Below are 18,817 nucleotides of genomic sequence, written 5' to 3'. Positions count from 1 at the left end.
TGGCATGCCCACCAGGATGGGCTCCAGGTCCAGCGATCCACCCGGAAACTCGGCGAGATTTCTCGGCGCGATTCAGCAGATCGGGCCTTCGGACGTCTTATTGGGTAAAACCTCGGGACATTCCAGGAAGGCGGCTCAGGGCGTGCCGACAACGGACCACCTGCCTTCGCCGTACGGCGACCGGCCGGCGAACGCCGGACCACCACCGGTCCTTACGGAGCAGCTCACATTGTTGTTCCGAGCCCATGCCGGACCACTCGTACGGGTCGCGGTGCTGCTGACCGGAGACGAGGGGCTGGCCGAGGAAGTGGTGCAGGACGCCTTCATGGGACTGCACCGCCGCTGGCAGCGCCAAGGACCGCCGGACAGCCCACCGGCGTACCTGCGCACCTCGGTCGTCAACGGATGCCGGTCGGCGCTCCGCCGTCGCAAGCTCGCCTCGCTGGCCGGGATCGAGCACCGGATCCAGGAGACCTCGGCGGAGGCCGTGGTCCTGCTCCAGGAGGAGCACGCCGCGGTCTTCACCGCGATGAGGGACCTGTCGCGACGGCAGCGGGAGGTCTTGGTGCTCCGCTTCTACCTCGATCTCGGGGATCCGGAGATCGCCGTCACCCTCGGGGTGAGCCGCAGCACCGTGTCATCCACGATCTCTCGTGCCCTCGCCGCGCTCGGTGCGCGTCTGGAAGGTGTCCAGTGATGAAAGAAGATCTCCAGGAGCGGGTTCGGAACGCGTTTCAGGCTCGTACGGCAGGCGTGCCGGACCCCGAGCAGCCGGACTGGACGACGGCCGCCGGGCGCCGGGCCAGGTGGAGCCGTTTCGCTCCGCTCACGGCCGCGACGGCCGTCCTGGTCGTGGTGGCAGGCGTCGCCCTGATCACCGTCGACCTCGGTTCCGACCGGACCCGGCCGGCGGCTCCCCGTCCGGCTCCGGTGACCGCGTCACCCATCGCGGCCTGCGCCGCCGACGTGCCCAACCGGGTGCTCCCGCAGTGGGCCCGGACCGGCTTCAGCGATCCGGAGCCCCGCATGCCGTACGTGCTGGGCGATCGCGGCGACATCGCCGCGATCATCTTCGGCTACCCGTTGACGGCGCCGCCGCTGCCCGATCGCAGCAACAAGATCCTCTGGGTCTCGCGGGTTCCTCTCCACCCCGGTGACCCGCTCCGCATCGAAGCTCGGCTCGACGGCTCGGGAACGGTGGTCGAGCGCACCGTTCTCGGTGGCCCCGGCCCTTCGGGCATCGACCTTCCCCGCATCGGCTGCTGGCATCTCACCCTGAGGTGGTCGGGGCACACCGACACCATGAATCTGCGCTACAGCCGGCAGGACTGATCGCCCGCCGAGTCGCATCAGGCCTCGCGACCTGCGGCGGCGATGCGGTCCGGCCACCCGGCGATGCCGGTCCAGCCGTGACGTCGCAGACCCCGCGCGTCACCGGGCCGGACTAGAGGCCTTACCGGCTCGGTACACCTATGCGGCAGATCTGCCACACTCTATGCGGCAGATCTGCCACGAAGGTAGCGGCAGATCTGCCACGCCTAAGGCCTGACCCCTCTATTCTGGCCTCGTGGACATCGATGAGCTGACGGTCTTCCCTCGGCGGGCGGAAGGCATGGCCGCGGAGGCGCTCGCCGACACCCGGGTTGTGGTGATCAACGGTGCCCGGCAGGTCGGCAAGAGCACTCTGGCTCAGAGGATTGCGCGCAGGACACCGGGATCACGCGAGATATACCTGGATCAAGCGGCCGTACGCGCCGCCGCGCGGCAAGATCCCGACGGGAGTGTGCATCATGACGGGCTTCTTCTCATCGATGAGATCCAGCGCGTACCCGAACTGCTTCTCTCGATCAAGCGCGAAGTGGATGCCGATCCACGGCCTGGACGCTTCCTTCTGACGGGCTCCGCCCGGCTGCTAGGACTCCGAGACCTTCCGGACGCGCTTCCCGGCCGATCCGAGACGATCGAACTGTGGCCGCTGTCTCAGGGGGAGATCGAGCGGAGCGCGGACGGGTTCGTCGACGCGGCCTTCCTGAACGGCCCTGACCTCAAGGTTCCGAGATCCGGATTGCGGCGAGCCGACTATCTGAATCGGGCTCTGAGAGGCGGCTATCCCGAGGCGGTCCATCGCCCCACCCACAGGAGGAGATCACGCTTCTTCGAGTCCTACATCTCCGACTTGATCAATCGGGACGTGAAACTGATGTCCGACATCGAGCGCCCCACCGACATGCGACGTCTCCTCAACGTCCTTTGCGGCCGGATGGCGGGTCTGGCGGTCATCGACAACATCAGCCGCGACCTCGGACTCCCTCGCAACACCGTGAAGCGGTACGTCGACCTGCTCGACCTCGTCTACGTCATCAAGCGAATTCCGGCATGGTCGTCCAATGCGACCACGCGCGCCATCGCGACGCCGAAGCTTCTCGTGGTCGACTCCGGGCTGGGAGCACACCTCGCGGGCCTCACACCCGCTCGGACCACCGACATGACCACACCCGTTGGGCCGCTATTGGAGAACTTCGCCCTCGGCGAGTTGGCCCGCCAGCTCACGTGGTCGGAGGAACCCGCACGCCTCTACCACTATCGCGACCGTGACAACGTCGAGGTGGACGGCATTCTCGAACGGGCCTCCGGCGAAGTCGTCGGCATCGAAGTCAAGTCGGCGGAGACCGTACGCGCCGACGACTTCAGGGGGCTCCAGCACCTGGCTCGCAAACTCGGTGACCGCCTGATCGCTGGATACGTCCTCTACACAGGCCAGGAGACGCTCCCTTTCGGGGACCGGATGCGCGCACTCCCGCTATCAGCCTTGTGGGACGCGACCGCGGACGCCTGACCCCGCTTAGGCATGCCGTACGAGGCAAGTAGACGTCGACGGCAAGTCGGGCCGCACCGTCTACGTCCACCATGCGCAGCTGAACCGGCTCAAGCCGGGCACCGAGTACGTGTACATGGTGTCCCACGACGGTGCCGCGCCGGACAGCGCCATCTTCAAGACCGCGCCGCGCGGCCGGGCCCCGCTGACCTTCACCAGCTTCGGCGACCAGTCGGCGCCGCAGGTGACCTGGGCGGCCGACGGCTCGGTGACGCTGGACGCCAACTCCACCCCCGCCACCAAGGACATCGTCACCGGCATCGAGCAGGTGGCGCCGCTGTTCCACCTGCTCAACGGCGACCTGTGCTACGCGAACCTGGACGTCGACCGGGTGCGCACGTGGAACAACTTCTTCACCAACAACACGCGTTCGGCGCGGTTCCGCCCGTGGATGCCCGCGGCCGGCAACCACGAGATCGAGTCCGGCAACGGCCCGATCGGCCTGGGCGCCTTCCAGACGTACTTCGACCTGCCGTCCACCGAGACGGACGCCGAACTCAAGAACCTCTGGTACGCCTTCACCGCCGGCTCGGTGCGGGTGATCGTGCTGCAGAACGACGAGGTCGCGCTGCAGGACGGCGGCGACATCTACGTCCACGGCTACTCCGGCGGCCGCCAGATGAAGTTCCTGGAGAAGGAACTGAGCAAGGCGCGCGCCTCCCGCGACATCGACTGGATCGTCGTCGCCATGCACCAGGTGATGATCAGCTCCTCCGACGCCAACGGCGCCGACCTGGGCCTGCGCCAGGCGTACGGCCCGCTGTTCCACAAGTACGGCGTCGACCTCGTCGTCTGTGGTCACGAGCACAACTACGAGCGGTCGCTGGCCGTGCGCGGCGTGGTGAGCGGCAGCGAGACGCTCACCCCCAACCCGGTGTCCAGCCGTACCGACTCCATCGACACCTCGCACGGCACCGTGCACATGGTGCTCGGTGGTGGCGGCGTGTCGGGCACCACCAACCAGTCCTTCTTCAAGGACGGCACCGCCAAGGTGATCACCGCGGTCTCCGCGACGGCTGGCAGCAACGGCAAGCGCACCTCGACCTACGTCCACGAGCAGGCCGTCTGGGTAGGCGTCCGCGACCTCGATCACCCGTACGGCTTCGCGGCGTTCGAAGTCGACCCGGGGAACCGCCGCGGCGGCACCACGACCATGAAGGTGACCTACTACAACGTCAACAAGCCGCACGGCGACCTCTCGGTCTTCGAGCAGTTCACCCTGCACCGCAAGCGGTCTGACGGCTAGCAAACGCCCACGAAGACGGCGGCCGCCTTCGGCCGCCGTCTTCGCATTTCCGCGGGTAGCCCGTGCCGCAAGCTAGGTTGTATATCTAACTAGCTTGCTCTACCTTCTAGGTAGCACAGCACCTAAGGAGTCCCCCCATGTCGTTCACGCCGTTGACGCTCGCCCTGTCGGCCGTCCTCGTCTGCTATCTGGCCGTCGCCAGCCCCCTGCTCGGCAAGCGCGCCTACGACAGGCTGGCCCGCACCCGCGACCAGGACCCCTTGGTCTATCGCCGGATGAACACGCTCTGGTGCGCCGAGTTGTTTGCGATGGCCGCCGTGGCGCTTCTCATCGTCGCGGTGGAGCCGAGTCTCGACGCCGCGGACATCGGCCTGGTGATCAAGGAGCCGCCGAGTGACACCCTCGGAACGGTCGTCGGCTTCCTGAGCGCCTCCGCGGTCGGCATGTTCGTCTTCTGGCGACTGGCGGCCAAGGGCAAGCCCATCCCCGGCCAGCAGGCCTTCGCACACCTGTTGCCGCGCACCGCGGTCGAGCGCTGGTATGCGGCGGGCCTGTCGGTGACCGCCGGCATCACCGAGGAGATCGTCTACCGGGGACTGCTCATCGCGGTCGGCACGGGCGCTCTCGGCCTGAGCCGGGAGACGGCCGCCTCGGCCGCCCTGGTGGTGTTCGTCGCGGGCCACCTCTATCAGGGGTGGCGCGGCATGCTCATGGTCACCCTGATCGGCTTCGGCTTGACCATGCTCTATCTGAGGACGGGCAGCCTGCTCCTGCCGATCCTGCTCCACGCCCTGATCGACCTCCGCGGCCTGCTGCTCTCCCCGCGACCTCGGCGTGAGCTAGTCGGGCAGGCAGGCTAGATAGGATCGCTACCATGACGAGCGACCGACGCGCGAGCTGGCTGAAAGGCGTGCTCGACCTGATGGTGCTCGCCAGCCTGACGGCCGGCGAGAACTACGGCTACGAGATCGTCAAAGACCTCGCCGAGTCGGGCCTCGGCCAGATCAAGGGCGGCACCCTCTACCCGGTGCTCAACCGTCTGGAGGAGGCGGGACTGGTCGCCGCGGAGTTCCGGGTGACCGAGCGCGGACCCGGCCGGCGCTACTACCAGCTCACCGACCGCGGCAGGCAGACACTCGCCGAGCAGGGCGGGCTCTGGCTGAGCTTCGGCGAGTCGGTGCGCGCCGCGCTGCTCAAGGGCGGAGTCGAGCCCGCGACCCCACGCGAAGGGGAGCTTCGATGAACGGCTACTCCACACAGGCGGCCGGCGCCTACTTCGGCGAACTCGCCGGCCTTCTGGCCGAGGCGGGCATGCCGGCCGACCGGGTCGGCGCGACCCTGGACGAGCTCGCCGCCTACCTCGCCGAAAGCGGCGGCGACCCCGAGGAGGAGTTCGGTCAGGCGGCCGAGCTGGCCGAGGAGTTGACCGCCACCTCGGCACCGCCCGCCGAGCCCGGCGCTAACGCCCACAGCTGGCGCTGGACCGCGGACCTGTTCCACGACGTCAAGCTGCTCAACGAGCACGGCGCGCAGGGCTGGGAGGTCGACACCGTCGACGCGAAGGGCCTGTTCGTCTGCACGCGCGACCCCGAGCACCCGCAGCAGTGGGAGTACCGAAGAGAGCTGATCCCACCCGCCCGTCGCGGGAGCGTTGTCGACCGGCTCGCCCCCGACGGCTGGGAACCCTGCGGCACATGGGTGCGCTTCGAATACTTCAAACGGCCCAGAGCCGCCAGTCTGGGTCCCGCCGCGGAGCTGACCGCCCCTCCGCAGGCTCCCCGGCGCAGCCTCTTCCTCAGTCCCACGTTCTACGCTCTGGTCGCCGTCGTCCTCGCACTGGCGGCGACGACCTTGGTGCTGGGGGCCGACGAGCTGGACGGCGGCTTGGACACCGTCGTGGGACTGATCTGCGGGGTCGCAGCGGGCGCACTGGTCTCGATGATCGTGTTGTGGCTGGCCGCCCGGCGGCGCGACAAAGACCGCTGATCTCGGCGCACCTCAAAGCGGCGCCGAACGGCGTCAGGCCGGCACGTCCAGGACGGATCGGACGAGACCGAACCTCAGCCCGGGACGGGACCCGAAGTCGAGGACAGATATCCGACCATGCGCGCCGCACTGGGCGACCTGATTCAGGAATGAGCCCGACGGTCAGCGGCGGACCAGGGACGAATAGTCCTTGAGCGTGATGTCCGTGGCGAACTTGTCGGTCATCTTCATCATGAGCTTGAACAGGAAGCCGGCCTTGAAGATCCAGTTGCGCATCCGGATCCGGCCGCGCGTCCTCGGAGCGAGGAAGCCGCCCGCGTTGCCGTTCTTGGCGATCTTGGCATAGTCGCGGAACTCCTCCTCGTAACGCCGGAAGGCGACCCGGTGATCCCCGTCGGCCGCGGCGAGCTCGCCGGCCAGCACGTACGCGGCCACCATGGCCAGCCCGGTGCCGAAGCCGCCCAGGGTGTTGCCGTACGCGGAGTCGCCGAGCAGCACCATGCGGCCCTTGGCGTAGCGGTCGATCCGGACCTGGCTGATCGAGTCGAGATAGAGGTCGTCCGTTTCGCGCACCGCCTCGATGATGGCGGGAGTCCGCCAGCCCATCCCGGCGTACGCGTCGATCACGATCCGCTTCATCTCCTCGATGTCATAACGGTCGTAGTCCAGCTGCGGCGAGGAGAAGGCGAAGAAGGCGCCGGCCGCGGGCCCCCCGGTGGAGACCAGCCTGCCGGGCTCGTTGTACATCATCGCGGCCTTCCCGAAGTCCTGCCGGACGTCGGCCAGCGCGTAGTAGTAGCCGAGGAAGCGGACATAGTCGCTTTCCGGGCCGAAGGCCAGACGGCGGACGTTGGAATGGATGCCGTCCGCACCCACCACCAGGTCGAAGGTGCGCGGAGCGCCGCGCTCGAACGTGACGTGCACGCCGTCCGGGGTCTCGGTGAGCGAGGTGATGGAGTCGCCGAAGACGTACTCGCATCCGGCGGCGAGCGTCCTTTCATACAGCAGCCGGGACAGCTCGCCGCGTGGGATCTCCAGCTCGCCGCCGGTGAACTCGCCGGGCATGACCGCCAGCGTCCGGCCCTCGGCGTCGACGATCTCCTGGTCGGTCCCACCGGTCTGCAGGCGCCGTACGTCCTCCAGGATGCCCATGCGTTCCAGCACCGTGAGGTGCACCTCGCCCTTGAAGTCGACGGCCTGGCCCCCGAGACGCAGGGCGGGGGCCTTCTCGACGACGGTCACGTTGTAGCCGTAGCGGTCGAGCCAGAAGGCGAGTGCGGGGCCGCCGACGCTGGCGCCTGAGATCAGAATGCTGGTGTTCTTCATGTCCCAGAGCCTCGCGCGGAGCGCTGACAGTCCGGAGACAACCGGCTGACGGTCAGGAGAGGGCTGTCAGCGCCTCGTCCCGGTCCAGCGCGGCGCCCCTGGCGAAGGCCGACGCGAACGCCTCGGCGCCGATGACCTCCGTGGCGCCCGCGGCGATCCCGGCGACGTCACGGTCACCGGTGACGGCCATGCCGCGCAGCGCCACCGCCACCCCGAGAAGGAACGCCGCCCGCTCCGCCAGACCTTCGAGCAGGGCCAGCCCCGCCTGCCCTTCGGCGACGCCGGCGAGGTCCATCGCCGGCATCGTGTGCGCCAGCGCGCGAACCTCACCGTGACGGAGCCTGGCCTCCGTGAGGTCGCCCTCGGCCTGGGCCAGCCGTCCCAGAGCGGACAGCGCCGACATCCTGATGCTGTCGCCGACGTAGGTGCCGGGGCGGGCGTCGTTCAAAGCCTCCATGTAACAGGTGCGCGCTTCGGCGTGATCGCCTTGGAGGCGGGCCATGTCGCCCCGGCCCAGCGCGACCAGTGCCTGCCGGTGCGATCTGCCCGTCCTGCGCTCCAACTCGGCGGCGCGCCGCAGGTCGGCGTCCGCCGCGTCGAAGTCGCCTTCGCGCAGCAGCCCGCTCGCCCGGTGACAGAGCACGTCCACCATCTCGTCCAGCGCGCCGAGTTGCTCGTGCAGGTCCAGGGCCTGCCCCCACAGGCGCCTGGCCCGCGCCCAGTCGCCCCGCCAGCTGGAGATCGTCCCCAGCCACTCGAACCCCTGTGCCGTCCCCCAGCGCTCGCCCACGGAACCGAAGCTCTCCAGAGTCGCCTCCAGATCCCGCTCGGCCTCGGCCACCCTGCCGTCGAGCAGGTTCACCGTGCCCTTCCCCAGCAACGCCATGGCCCGGCTCCACGGATCGGAGCCGAACTGCCGCGTCCTGGCCGAGCCGGGCTCCGGCGGCCCCGCGACCATTCCCCACATGACCGCCGCGAACGGGTGCCGCAGCTCCCGGTCCAGCGATCGCATGATCTGCTCGGCCCGCGCCCACTGCGCGGGGAGGGCATCCGGTACGGCCTGCAGCACACACAGGACGTACTCCTCCTCCAGCCCCGCGGGCGGTTCGGGTGCGTCGGCGCCGAGACGCCCGAGCAGGCCGATCGCCGACGAGGCCGCCTGGCCACGCCGTCCACTCAGCCACCAGTACGACGACAGGGCGGCGACCAGCCGCAGGGCCGTCTCCGGATCCGCCTGTACGGCATGGCGCAACGCGGCCTCGAGGTTGCTGTGATCCGCGGAGAGCCGGGCCAGCCAGTCGAGCTGCTCGGCCCGCCGTAACCACGGGTCTGCGCGTCGCGCCAGGTCGAGGAAGCAGGCGGCGTGCGCGTCGCGCAGCCGCTCCTCCTCCCCCGTCTCCGACAGGCGTTCGGCGCAGAACAGGCGGATCGTGTCGAACATCCGGTAGCGTCCGTCGCCCGCCTCGATGAGGGACTTGTCCACCAGGTCGGCCAGCACGTCGGCGGGTCCGCAGATCTGTTCGACCGCCTCGATCGACGCGCCACCGGAGAAGACCGAGAAGCGCCTGGCCATCATCTGCTCTTCCGGGCTGAGCAGGCTCCAACTCCACTCGACCACCGCGTACAGGGTCTGGTGGCGCGCCGCAGCGGTGCGGTCGCCGCGCGACAACAGCGCGAACCTGCCGTGCTCCTTCAGGCGGGAGACGATCTCCTCCACGGTGAACGACCGCACTCTCGCTGCTGCCAGCTCGATGGCCAGCGGCGATCCCTCCAGCGTCGCGCAGATCTCGACGACTTCGGGCCGCATCGCGAAGCCCGGCCGTGCGGCGGCGGCCCGATCCGCGAACAGCCGTACGGCGGGGTATTCGACCGCCTCGCCGAGCGGCGTGCCCGGCGGCGGCACGGCCAGCGGCGACAGGGGGACGAGCGTCTCACCGGTGATTCCGAGCGGCTCGCGACTGGTCGCCAGGACGGCCAGTCCGGGACAGGCGTCGAGCAACCGGCGGACGAGGACGGCGGCCGACGTGATCACGTGTTCGCAGTTGTCCAGGACGAGGAGGAGCTCTCGATCCGCCAGGGCGGCGGTGATCCGGTCCGCGATGTCGCTCTGGCCCGGGCCCAGTGACCGCAATCCCATCTCACGCAGGCCGAGCGCGCCCAGTACGGCCTGCGGAATCTGGCCGCCGTCGTCGAGCGGGGACAGGTCCACGAAACAGACGTCCTGCCTTCGGCGGCGGGCGGCCTCGACCGCCAGCCTGGTCTTACCTGCGCCGCCGGGCCCTGTCAGGGTCACCAATCGCGAGTCGCGCAGCGAGTCGATCCGATCCAGCTCCGTCGCGCGGCCGACGAAGCTGGTGAGCCGTGCGGGGAGGCGGGGGCCGGCGGCCCGCTCGCGCGCCTCGTCGCCACGCAGGATCGCCACGTGCAGCGCCGCGAGTTCGAGTGAGGGATCGGCGCCGAGCTCGTCCGCGAGCAGCCGCCTCCCCTCGTCGAACACGGCCAGCGCGGCGGCCTGCTGTCCGGCGGCGTGCAGCGCCTGCATGAGCTGGCCACGCAGCCGTTCGCGCAGCGGGTGGGCCGCCACCAGTTGCCGCAGCTCGGCCGCCGACGTGCCCTCGGGCAGGGCGAGCTCGGCCTCGATGAGGTCTTCCCGCGCCGCCAGCCGTACCTCGTCCAGGCGGGTCACCTGTGACGGCGCGAAGGGCGCGTCGGCCACGTCCGCCAGCGCGGGGCCTCTCCACAACCCGAGTGCGTCCTTGAGCGATCTCGCGGCGCGCTCGTGATGACCCGCGGCCAGGAGCCTCCGCCCCTCACGCGCGAGGCGCTCGAAGCGGTGAACGTCCACGTCGTCGGGGTCGACCGCGAGCCGATACCCGGCGCCGTGGAACTCGATCAGATCGGCGGGCAGGTTGCGGCGGAGCCGCGACACGTGGGCCTGGATCGCGTTGGCCGCCCCGGCCGGTGGATCGTCGCCGTACTGACCGTCGACCAGTCGCTCCACGCCGACGAGCCGACCGGCGTCGAGCAGGAGCAGCGCGAGGAGCGCGCGCGGCCGCGGCCCGCCGACGGAGATCGATTCCCCTTCGGCCGTCCGAACCTCAAGCGGCCCCAGGATGCCGAACTGCACGAGACCGATTCTGGCCCATGCGCAGTGCGTTGAGGTGATCGGACGAGCGCACATGCACAAGAGTTGTTGCACAAGAAGTGTTGTGTAATTAGAGTGAGCGCATGTCTGAGCGCCCGACGCGGGAAATCCACGATTCGAAGGTCCTCGCCGCGATGTCGCATCCACTGCGGCGGCGGCTGCTCGACGTCCTGCGAGTGGACGGCCCGTCGACGGCGTCGGTGCTCGCCGACAAGACCGGGCAGGCCGTCGGGAACATCAGCCATCACCTGAAGGTCCTCGCGGCGAGCGAACTCGTCGAAGAGGCTCCCGAACTCGCGCGTGACCGCCGGGAACGCTGGTGGCGCATGGTCTCCGGCCGTCTCAACTGGTCGCCGTCGGACTTCCCCGACGATCCCGTCGCCGAGGCCGCCGAGTCGCTGGTCCTGGACCGGCAGACCGCCATGGCGCGGCAGTGGTTCGCCGACCGCGACGGCTACCCCGAACCGTGGCGGCGGGCGGCGTTCAGCACCGACCACTGGGCGCGGCTGTCGGTCGCCGAGCTCGCCGAGTTGGAGGAGCGGATCGTCACCCTGCTCGCCTCCCTGGCCGACCGGGAGATCCCCGACGACGGGCAGGAGCGCAAGACGGTCTTCCTGACCGTGCGGGCCGTCCCGGGCCGGCCGTGACCGCGGCGCCGCCCGCGCCGGCCCTGCGAGGTGAACTGCTGCGGATGCGGGACTTCCGGCTGCTGTGGGCCGGCGAGACCACCAGCATGCTCGGCAGTTCGGTCGCCAGTGTGGCGTTGCCGCTCGTCGCGGTGGTGACACTGCACGCGAGCACGTTCACCGTCGGCCTGCTCACCGCGGCCGCCTGGCTTCCCTGGCTGCTGGCCGGGTTGCCCGCAGGCGCCTGGGTGGACCGGTCGCGGAAACGGCCGATGATGCAGGTGTGCAACACCGTCTCGATGGCGGTGTTCGCGAGCGTGCCGATCGCGGCCTGGCTGGGCGTGCTCACGATGACCCATCTCCTCGTGGCGGCCACCGTAGGCGGGGTCGCGAAGGTGTTCTTCACCCTCGCCTACCGGGCGTACCTGCCGATTCTGGTCGGGGGCGAGCGCCTGCTGGAAGCCAACACCCGGCTCCAGGGCAGCGAATCGGCCGCGCAGATCGCCGGTCCCGGGCTCGCCGGGCTGCTCGCGCAGGCGTTCGGCGCGGTCAGCGGCGTACTGGCGGACGTGGTCAGCTTCGGGGTCGCCGTGCTGTGCCTGCGCTCCGTGCGAGCCGGGGAGACGCCGCGGGTCGACACCGCGGAGCGGCGACTGCTCGCGGAGATCCGCGACGGGCTGCGGTTCGTGGTGCACGACCCGTACCTGCGCACCCTCACCACGTTCAGCGCGATGTCGAACATCGCGCTGATGGGCTTCAAGTCGATCCAGGTCGTGTATCTCGCCCGGCATCTCGGCGCCGGGCCGGGGCAGATCGGCATGGTGCTGGCGCTGGCCGGGGCGGGTGGGCTGTTCGGCGCGACGCTCGCCGGCCGCGTCGCCTCCCGATTCGGGACGGCGCGGGGATTCCTGCTCTGCGAGATGTTTGCCGCGCCGATGACGCTGCTCGGGCCGATCGGCGGTGGTGCCACCGGGCTGGCCCTGTTCACCGCCGCGGGCTTCGGCACCGGCGTGGGTTTCGTCGCCTCGAACGTCCTGACCGGCACCTTCCGGCAGCAGTACTGCCCGGCCGAACTGTTCGGGCGGATCACGGCGAGCACCTCGGCGCTGAACTACGGTGCGATCCCCCTCGGCGGGCTGCTCGGCGGCGTGCTGGGCGAGACGATCGGTGTGCGCGAGACCCTGTGGCTGATGGCGGCCGCGCAGGTCCTCTCGGTCACCGTTCTGCTGTTCGGCCCGATCCGTCCCCTCCGCGACTTCCCGCCCCCGCGCCGGTCAGGCGTCCCGGCGTAGGGCGAGTCGATCCGGTCATGCGGATCGGACGCCTTCGGACGCCGGTGCCGCCACCGGGTCGGGTACGTGCGCCTGCCTGGGCAGCAGAAGGGGTGTGCCGAGCAGGAGGACGCCGGAGACGGTGATCGCGGCAAGCGGGCCGGTGAGTGTCGCGATCACGCCCCAGATCACCATGAGAGCGGCCTGGGCGAGTTTGCTGCTGATGCTCCATGCGCTGAGGACTTGGGCGACGTGATCGGCGGGAGCGCGTCGCAGGCGTTCTGTCGCGCTGATGGGGTTGAAAACGCCCATGCAGACGATCAGCAGGCCCTCCACGACGATCACGGTGAGGAGGCCGGGAACGCCGGGACGGGTGAAGACGAGGCCGAGCGGGAAGATCGAGCGCAGCCAGCCGGTGACGATCATGACGCGGTGCCGCCCGTAGCGGGCGACGAGGCGCGCCGACAGGCGGGCGCCGGCGAAGCCTCCGAGTGCCGGGATGCCGAAGGCGAGACCGTATTGCCAGGCCGGGAAGTGGTACTGGCCGAGAAGGAGGACGGCCAGGAGCGGGCCGGTGGCCATGATCAGGCCGTTGACGGTCATTTGGTTGAGGAACAGGCGCCGCATCACCCGGTCGTGGAAGATGAACCGCCAACCGGCCAGGAAGTCGGCGGAGCGCAACCTGGTCGCGGGGTCGCGGAAAACCGCGACGTCGGCTCCGCGGATCTGGAGGACCCCGAGCGCGGAGAGCAGGTAGCTGAGGGCGTCCGCCGCAACGGTGACGACCGGGCCGAGCAGCCCGACGAGCGCGCCGCCGAGCGGTGGTCCTGCCGCGGTGGCCACCCAGGTCGTGCCCTCGAATCTCCCGTTCGCGGTAAGGAGATGATCGCCGCGGACGAGGTGCTTCAGGTACGCGCCGGAGGCGGCGGTGAACGCGATGCTCGCGGTTCCCGAGATGACCGCGACAACGAGGAGTTGTCCGTAGGACAGCAGCCCGAGGAGGTACGCCATCGGAACGCTCGCCATGGCCAGGAAGCGGATCAGGTCCATCCCGATCATCACGGGGCGCTTGGCCCGGTGCTCGATCCACGGACCGAGCGGGACCGCGACGACCGCCGCGACGGCCAGGCCGGCGGCCTCCAGGAGCGATACGGCGAATGCCGACGAGTGCAGCACGCGCACCGCGATCAGCGGGAACGCTCCGAAAGCGATCCACGTGCCGTAAGTGCTCACCGCGTAGGCCGACCACAGCCAACCGAAACTGCGTCCCAACCGCACGCGCATGCGACTCCTCCGCGACAACCGATGTTCGGATCGGTGAATCACACCAGCCGCCCCGGAGCGGGATCAAACAACCTGCTGCCCGTGCTCCACAACCAACAGTTGTGCTCCCATAGACTGGATCAGTGGATACCGAGGCGGTGCGATCGTTCGTCCGCGCCGCCGAGCTCGGACAGCTGCAACATGCGGCGGACGAGCTCGGCGTGACGCAGCAGGCCGTCTCCAAGCGGATCGCCGCCCTCGAGCGCGAACTCGGCGTCCGCCTGTTCACCCGCACCGCCCGAGGGGTCGAGCCCACGCTCGACGGCCAGGCGTTCCTCCCGCACGCCCGGAACATCATCGTGGGTGTCGATCGCGCCGTCACCGCGATCAGACCGGGCTCGCGGGCACTTCGGATCGACGTCCTCGGCCTCCGATCCGCACAGGCCGTGATCCTGCACGACTATTGGCGGTCGCATCCCGAGACCGAGCTCGACGTGGTGACCCTCAGGGTCAACGACCCGCGCGCGGCGGTCGCAGCCGTCCAGGCAGGCGACGTCGACGCCACGTTCCGCACGATCACCGACCCCGCCGCGCTGCCGCGCGACCTGCAGATGATCCGCGCGTTCGACTCTCCGCTGGAACTCCTCGTCGGCCCCCGCCATCCACTCGCCTCCGCACGGGCACTGACGCCGGCCCAACTGCGCCGGCACCGGATCTGGGTGCCGGGCATCGCGCCGCGAAGCGAATGGGCCGAGTTCTACGACCAGCTCACCACCGAATTCGATCTCCGCGTCGACGCCGCCGGCCCGAACTTCGGCAACGAGGTGCTCCTCGACACCCTCGCGGACTCCGCAGACGTGGCCACACTCGTCGGCGCGCGCGACCGGTACGTCTGGCCGACGAGCTACGACATACGCCGCATCCCGATCGTGAACCCGACGATCGCCTATCCGATCTCGCTCATCCTGCCCAGAACGAATCCGCACCCAGGACTACGGGCGATCATCAACCACTTCGGAAGCCTGGCCCCCCTCCCCGAGACGACATGGCTCCCATCCTGGGCGGCGACTCCACGAGTTCCCACCGTCGACGACGTCGCGGCAGGCGACACCTAGTCGCCGGAGGCCTCGATGGCGGCGACGACCGCGTCGGTCGTGAGCGGGAGGTCGCGGACGCGCACGCCGACGGCCGCGGCGACCGCGTTCGCGATGGCCGCCGCGGTCGGCCCCTGGGCAGCCTCACCGGCCCCCACCGACGGGACGCCCGGCGCCTCCACGATCTCCACGGAGACCTCCGGCGCCTCGCTGAACCGGAGGATCGGGTAACTCTCCCAGTCGTCGCTGGTGATCCGGCGCCGGTCGAAGCGCACACGCTCCTTCAGCGTCCAACTGGCCGCCTGGGTGGCTCCGCCTTCGATCTGGTTGCGCACGCCGTCCGGATTGACGACCATGCCGACGTCGACGGCGATGGTCAGCCGCCGAAGCCGGATGTCGCTCTCGGCCTCCACCTCCGCGACCACCGCGCAGTAGGCGCCCTTGTCCTTGTAGCGGGCGAAGCCGATGCCGAGCCCGACGCCCTCCTCGACCGGCGTCCCCCAGCCGGCCGCCCGCGCGGCGGTTTCGAGGACGGTCCGGCCACGGGCGTCGCCGAGGTGCCTGAGCCGGTACTCCAGCGGGTCGGCCCCGGCGGACAGGGCGAGCTCGTCCATGAACGACTCGATCGCGAACACGTTCATGTACGCGCCGAGGGCGCGCATCGCCGACGTGCGGATGGGCGTCTCGAGCAGCCGGTGACCGGTGACGCCCCGGTCAGGGAAGTCGTAGATCGGCACGCCGTTGCGCACCGTGCCCGCGCCGCTGGCCGCCGGAGGGTCGGCCGGCGCGGGATAGCGCAACGGCCGTTCGAGGTAGGCGCCCGCGAGCAGACCCGGCACGCCGAGATAGCCGGGCCTGCTGGTGTGCCCCTGGCTCCAGACGTCGTACCGCCAGGACAGGACCGACCCCGAGTCGTCGACGACCGCCCGGACATCGGCCGACATGGCGGACGCCAACGGCGACCACGCGAGCTCGTCCTGCCTGCTCCACAGCACCTGCACCGGCCGCCCGGGCACGTCGCGGGCCAGCAGCACGGCGTCGAAGGCCGCGTCGTCGGCGCCGTTGTGGCCGTAGCAGCCGGCGTTCTCCGCGTGCTCGACCTCGATCCGCTCCACGTCGATGTCCAGCGCCCGCGCGATCGCGGCGCCGAGACCATGGATGCCCTGGCTGTGGCTCCAGACGGACAGGGTCCCGTCGTCGTTCCACCGGGCGATTCCGCAGCTCGGCGCCATCGACCCGTGGGCGAGGAACGGCCTGCTGTACGTCGCCTGAATCGTGTGTCCTCCCGGGGGCGGGCCCTCGGGGATCAGCACCTCTATGGTCTCGTGCGGCCCGGACCGCAGGAACGTGGACAGGTCGTCCTCATCGGGGAGCGAATCGGACTCCTCCCAGGTCGTGGCGTCCCGGAGGACCTTCACGGCACGCATCACCTCGGCCTCGTCCGCTCCCACGACTCCGACGAACGAGCCGTCCCTGACGAGCTGGACGTCCAGATCCGCCAGCCGGCCCTCGTCGACGTGCAGCAGCGTCGCCCCCGGCGACGGCGGCCGCAGAACCCGCCCGGACAGCTGGCCCGGCAGGTCGAGGTCGTGGATGTAGCGGGGACGCCCGGCGATCTTGTCGGGCAGGTCCAGCCGGGCGGCGCTCTTGCCGACGAGCGCCGGGCGGTCGCCGCCGCCGAGCGGCCCGCAGGGGTCGGCGGGCACATCGAGGTCGACCACGCCGGCCAGTTCGCCGTACGACGTGGTGCGCTCGTCACACCGGATCACGCCCTGCCGCACGGTCACCCGGTCGGGGCCGACGCCCCAGCGCAGAGCCGCCTCGGCCGCGAACTTCGCCCGTACCTGGGCGCAGGCGGCCCGTACGGCCGACCCGGAGTGGATGATCGACATGCTCCCGGAGGTCCCACCCTCGTTGGGGCCGCGGGCGGTGTTCGCCGGCTGCATCCGGACCTGCTCCAGGTCCACACCCAGCTCTTCGGCGGCGATCTGCGCGAGCGCGGTGAGGATGCCCTGGCCGAGCTCGACCTTCCCGACGCGCACGTCGATCGTCCCGCCGGGGTGTACCGTCACCCAGCGCGACAGGACGGGGTTGGCCGCCAGATCCTGCGGGAGGATGGGCGTCCTGACGATCTCGCGCTCGACGGTCATACGGCGTCCTCCGGTGTCACGTGGCAGGCGCTCTCGGAACGCGCCTTCAGCACGGCCCGCACCACACGGCGCTGGACGCCGCAGCGGCACAGGTTCCGGTCGAGCGCCTCCACGATGGCTTCCTCGTCGGCGTCGGGGTTCGTCTCGAGGAGGGTCGCCGCGTTCACGGCGATCCCGGTGATGCAGAAGCCGCACTGGGCCGCCTGCTCGTCGAGCAGCGCCTGCTGCACACGGTGGAGGCCCTCTCCGGGCTCAAGCCCCTCGACCGTCACCACGGTCCGGCCCTCCGCCGACCACATGGGGGTGTCGCAGGATGCCACGACCTGGCCGTCCATCCGCACGAAGCACGCGCCGCACAGGCCGAGCCCGCAGCCGAAGCGGGGGCCCTTGAGCCCCAGTTCGTTGCGCAGGGCGTGGAGCAGCGACGTGTCCGGATGCGTCTCGATCCGGACCTGCCTGCCGTTGACGGTGAGCTCGAATGCCTGCGTCATGGCGTCGGTCCTCCGAAAACCTCGGGGTGCCGGGAGAGTTCGGTGCGCGTGCGGCGGATGTGGCCGGCGAGATGCCGTTCGGCGTCGACGGAGTCTCGCCGCTCCATGGCGTCGAGCAGCAGCCGGTGTTCGGCGTTGATCACCCATCGCCGTCCCGATCCGCTCACCTTCATGAACGCCCGGCGGTAGTGCTGGGTGGAGTTCCAGAGCCGGACGACCATCATCGAGAGCTGGTCGACCCGGCAGCCGGTGTAGGTCATCAGATGGAACTCGCGGTCGAGCGCGAGGAACTCGTCGATGCCGGTGTCGGCCTCGATCCTCTGCTGCAGCCGATCGAGCTCACGGAGGTCGTTCTCTGAGAGGTTCGGGATGCTCTCCGTGAGCGCGAGAGGTTCGAGCCGCTCGCGGATCTGGTAGATGACGCTCAGGTCGCGCATCGAGAGCGACGGCACCCTGGCGCCCTTGTGCGGCTCGTGCTCCGTGAGCCCTTCCGCCTCGAGGATCCGCAGCGCCTCCCGCACCGGCAGTCTGCTGGCGCCGAACCGCTCGGCGACGTCCTCCTGGCGGATGCGCTCACCGGGCCCGATCTCCCCGCTGAGGATCGCGGCGCGCAGGTAGTCGGCCACGCGGTGACTCGCCGCGTGGTTCCGGCTGCCGTTCGCCGTCTGCTCGGCCTCTGTCGTCACGGGTCGTCCTCTTGGTTCCGTCCGGTCGGTACGCCTATGGGGCCGCGTGACTCCGGGTCGCGGTGTCCTGCGCCCGGTGGTCGAAGGCCTTGCCCCCGGGATAGGAGACGAGCTCGAACTGCATCCCCCAGGGACTGAGGAAGTACACCCAGCGCTGGCCCTCGCTCGGCCCCTTGCTGGCCGTAGGGTCGCCGAGCATCGTGACCCCCTTGTCCTTGAGGTAGGTGACCGCGACATCCAGGTCGTCGACGTAGAGCGCCACGTGGTGGCCGCCGATGTCGCTGTTCCTCGGCATCGTCGCGTTCTGCTCCGGCGCGGAGTACTCGAACACCTCGAAGATCGCCTGCCCGCCGCACCGGAAGAAGTGCAACTGCCGCATCACCGCTCGCGGGTGGACGTTGAGGTGCTCGGACATCCAGTCGCTGTCGTCATGGCGGTAAGGGCCCAGCGTGTACATGTACTCGCACCCGAGCACATCGACGAGGAACCTGCTCGCCTCTTCGAGGTCCGGCACCGTGAAACCGATGTGGTCCACGCCGCTCAGCCCCGGAAGTCCCACGTTCATCCTGAAACTCTCCACGAGGGAACATTGGATCCAAATTAGCATAGACCGCCCGGTAAACCGGCGTCCACAACCATCATGTGGCTAGATATTGGA

The 18,817-nt window shown here is 69.9% G+C and carries 17 protein-coding genes and 1 pseudogene; 11 read left to right on the top strand and 7 right to left on the bottom strand.

The genetic code is table 11. The features are described 5' to 3' along the window. Positions 1–142 precede the first annotated feature (142 nt). From Pmi06nite_RS12190 to Pmi06nite_RS12160, 8 genes and pseudogenes are all read left to right on the top strand, one after another. On the top strand, positions 143–697 hold the full coding sequence (locus Pmi06nite_RS12190) for a SigE family RNA polymerase sigma factor (protein ID WP_239113848.1): 555 nt from the start codon (positions 143–145) through the stop codon (positions 695–697). Beyond that, positions 697–1,332 (top strand): hypothetical protein, encoded by a 636-nt coding sequence (locus Pmi06nite_RS12185; protein ID WP_203953029.1) that lies wholly within the window; start codon positions 697–699, stop codon positions 1,330–1,332. Before Pmi06nite_RS12190 ends, Pmi06nite_RS12185 begins: the two co-directional genes overlap by 1 nt. Before the next feature lie 280 nt (positions 1,333–1,612). Next, positions 1,613–2,458, top strand: a pseudogene (locus Pmi06nite_RS12180) (ATP-binding protein); the annotation flags it as partial. Between the two features lie 27 nt (positions 2,459–2,485). After that, positions 2,486–2,836, top strand: coding sequence for a DUF4143 domain-containing protein (locus Pmi06nite_RS43215; protein ID WP_505881342.1), 351 nt, complete (start codon positions 2,486–2,488; stop codon positions 2,834–2,836). A gap of 115 nt (positions 2,837–2,951) precedes the next feature. Then, a complete protein-coding gene (locus Pmi06nite_RS12175; RefSeq protein WP_203953027.1) occupies positions 2,952–4,121 on the top strand; it encodes a metallophosphoesterase in 1,170 nt (389 codons plus the stop codon). Positions 4,122–4,258: 137 nt separating this feature from the next. Continuing rightward, entirely contained in the window at positions 4,259–4,981 is a 723-nt protein-coding gene (locus Pmi06nite_RS12170; RefSeq protein WP_203953026.1) for a CPBP family intramembrane glutamic endopeptidase, read from the top strand. Between the two features lie 14 nt (positions 4,982–4,995). Further along, positions 4,996–5,364 carry a PadR family transcriptional regulator gene (locus tag Pmi06nite_RS12165; protein ID WP_203953025.1) on the top strand — a complete coding sequence of 123 codons (369 nt, stop codon included), beginning with the start codon at positions 4,996–4,998 and terminating at the stop codon, positions 5,362–5,364. Then, positions 5,361–6,107, top strand: a complete 747-nt coding sequence (locus tag Pmi06nite_RS12160) for a DUF2812 domain-containing protein (RefSeq protein ID WP_203953024.1) — start codon at positions 5,361–5,363, stop codon at positions 6,105–6,107. The genes Pmi06nite_RS12165 and Pmi06nite_RS12160 overlap by 4 nt, the downstream gene beginning before the upstream one ends. A 162-nt stretch (positions 6,108–6,269) precedes the next feature. On the opposite strand, the gene Pmi06nite_RS12155 is transcribed toward Pmi06nite_RS12160, so the two are convergent. Then, positions 6,270–7,433 carry an FAD-dependent monooxygenase gene (locus tag Pmi06nite_RS12155; protein WP_203953023.1) on the bottom strand — a complete coding sequence of 388 codons (1,164 nt, stop codon included), beginning with the start codon at positions 7,431–7,433 and terminating at the stop codon, positions 6,270–6,272. A 52-nt stretch (positions 7,434–7,485) separates the two neighbouring features. Then, on the bottom strand, positions 7,486–10,560 hold the full coding sequence (locus Pmi06nite_RS12150; protein ID WP_203953022.1) for an AfsR/SARP family transcriptional regulator: 3,075 nt from the start codon (positions 10,558–10,560) through the stop codon (positions 7,486–7,488). Between the two features lie 101 nt (positions 10,561–10,661). On the opposite strand from Pmi06nite_RS12150, the gene Pmi06nite_RS12145 reads away from it, so the two are divergent. After that, a complete protein-coding gene (locus Pmi06nite_RS12145) occupies positions 10,662–11,225 on the top strand; it encodes a winged helix-turn-helix domain-containing protein (protein WP_203953021.1) in 564 nt (187 codons plus the stop codon). After that, entirely contained in the window at positions 11,222–12,496 is a 1,275-nt protein-coding gene (locus tag Pmi06nite_RS12140; protein WP_203953020.1) for an MFS transporter, read from the top strand. Before Pmi06nite_RS12145 ends, Pmi06nite_RS12140 begins: the two co-directional genes overlap by 4 nt. Positions 12,497–12,511: 15 nt before the next feature. Here the strand turns inward: Pmi06nite_RS12140 and Pmi06nite_RS12135 are convergent, their stop codons facing one another. Next, a complete protein-coding gene (locus Pmi06nite_RS12135; protein WP_239113847.1) occupies positions 12,512–13,759 on the bottom strand; it encodes an MFS transporter in 1,248 nt (415 codons plus the stop codon). Positions 13,760–13,881: 122 nt separating this feature from the next. On the opposite strand from Pmi06nite_RS12135, the gene Pmi06nite_RS12130 reads away from it, so the two are divergent. Further along, positions 13,882–14,853: a LysR family transcriptional regulator gene (locus Pmi06nite_RS12130; RefSeq protein WP_203953019.1), complete on the top strand. Its 972-nt coding sequence runs from the start codon at positions 13,882–13,884 to the stop codon at positions 14,851–14,853. Here the strand turns inward: Pmi06nite_RS12130 and Pmi06nite_RS12125 are convergent. The 4 genes from Pmi06nite_RS12125 to Pmi06nite_RS12110 are packed head-to-tail and all read right to left on the bottom strand — an operon-like array spanning position 14,850 to position 18,724. After that, positions 14,850–16,982, bottom strand: a complete 2,133-nt coding sequence (locus Pmi06nite_RS12125) for a xanthine dehydrogenase family protein molybdopterin-binding subunit (RefSeq protein ID WP_203953018.1) — start codon at positions 16,980–16,982, stop codon at positions 14,850–14,852. The two genes, Pmi06nite_RS12130 and Pmi06nite_RS12125, sit on opposite strands and share 4 nt — an antisense overlap. Continuing rightward, entirely contained in the window at positions 16,979–17,473 is a 495-nt protein-coding gene (locus tag Pmi06nite_RS12120) for a (2Fe-2S)-binding protein (RefSeq protein WP_203953017.1), read from the bottom strand. Before Pmi06nite_RS12120 ends, Pmi06nite_RS12125 begins: the two co-directional genes overlap by 4 nt. After that, positions 17,470–18,159 (bottom strand): GntR family transcriptional regulator, encoded by a 690-nt coding sequence (locus tag Pmi06nite_RS12115; protein ID WP_203953016.1) that lies wholly within the window; start codon positions 18,157–18,159, stop codon positions 17,470–17,472. The genes Pmi06nite_RS12120 and Pmi06nite_RS12115 overlap by 4 nt, the downstream gene beginning before the upstream one ends. Before the next feature lie 34 nt (positions 18,160–18,193). Continuing rightward, entirely contained in the window at positions 18,194–18,724 is a 531-nt protein-coding gene (locus tag Pmi06nite_RS12110; protein WP_203953015.1) for a VOC family protein, read from the bottom strand. Between the last annotated feature and the right edge of the window lie 93 nt (positions 18,725–18,817).

It is taken from the genome of Planotetraspora mira, assembly GCF_016863275.1.
GTDB lineage: Bacteria > Actinomycetota > Actinomycetes > Streptosporangiales > Streptosporangiaceae > Planotetraspora > Planotetraspora mira.
Note: the sequence above shows the minus strand (reverse complement) of the source record. Positions and strands in the feature narration are given on the sequence as shown.

Bases quoted from the DNA above. Each gene is read 5' to 3' on its own strand.
- Pmi06nite_RS12185 (WP_203953029.1), top strand. From the start codon at position 697: ATGAAAGAAGATCTCCAGGAGCGGGTTCGGAACGCGTTTCAGGCTCGT.
- Pmi06nite_RS43215 (WP_505881342.1), top strand. From the start codon at position 2,486: ATGACCACACCCGTTGGGCCGCTATTGGAGAACTTCGCCCTCGGCGAG.
- Pmi06nite_RS12175 (WP_203953027.1), top strand. From the start codon at position 2,952: ATGGTGTCCCACGACGGTGCCGCGCCGGACAGCGCCATCTTCAAGACC.
- Pmi06nite_RS12170 (WP_203953026.1), top strand. From the start codon at position 4,259: ATGTCGTTCACGCCGTTGACGCTCGCCCTGTCGGCCGTCCTCGTCTGC.
- Pmi06nite_RS12165 (WP_203953025.1), top strand. From the start codon at position 4,996: ATGACGAGCGACCGACGCGCGAGCTGGCTGAAAGGCGTGCTCGACCTG.
- Pmi06nite_RS12160 (WP_203953024.1), top strand. From the start codon at position 5,361: ATGAACGGCTACTCCACACAGGCGGCCGGCGCCTACTTCGGCGAACTC.
- Pmi06nite_RS12155 (WP_203953023.1), bottom strand. From the start codon at position 7,433: ATGAAGAACACCAGCATTCTGATCTCAGGCGCCAGCGTCGGCGGCCCC.
- Pmi06nite_RS12145 (WP_203953021.1), top strand. From the start codon at position 10,662: ATGTCTGAGCGCCCGACGCGGGAAATCCACGATTCGAAGGTCCTCGCC.
- Pmi06nite_RS12135 (WP_239113847.1), bottom strand. From the start codon at position 13,759: ATGCGCGTGCGGTTGGGACGCAGTTTCGGTTGGCTGTGGTCGGCCTAC.
- Pmi06nite_RS12125 (WP_203953018.1), bottom strand. From the start codon at position 16,982: ATGACCGTCGAGCGCGAGATCGTCAGGACGCCCATCCTCCCGCAGGAT.
- Pmi06nite_RS12120 (WP_203953017.1), bottom strand. From the start codon at position 17,473: ATGACGCAGGCATTCGAGCTCACCGTCAACGGCAGGCAGGTCCGGATC.
- Pmi06nite_RS12110 (WP_203953015.1), bottom strand. From the start codon at position 18,724: ATGAACGTGGGACTTCCGGGGCTGAGCGGCGTGGACCACATCGGTTTC.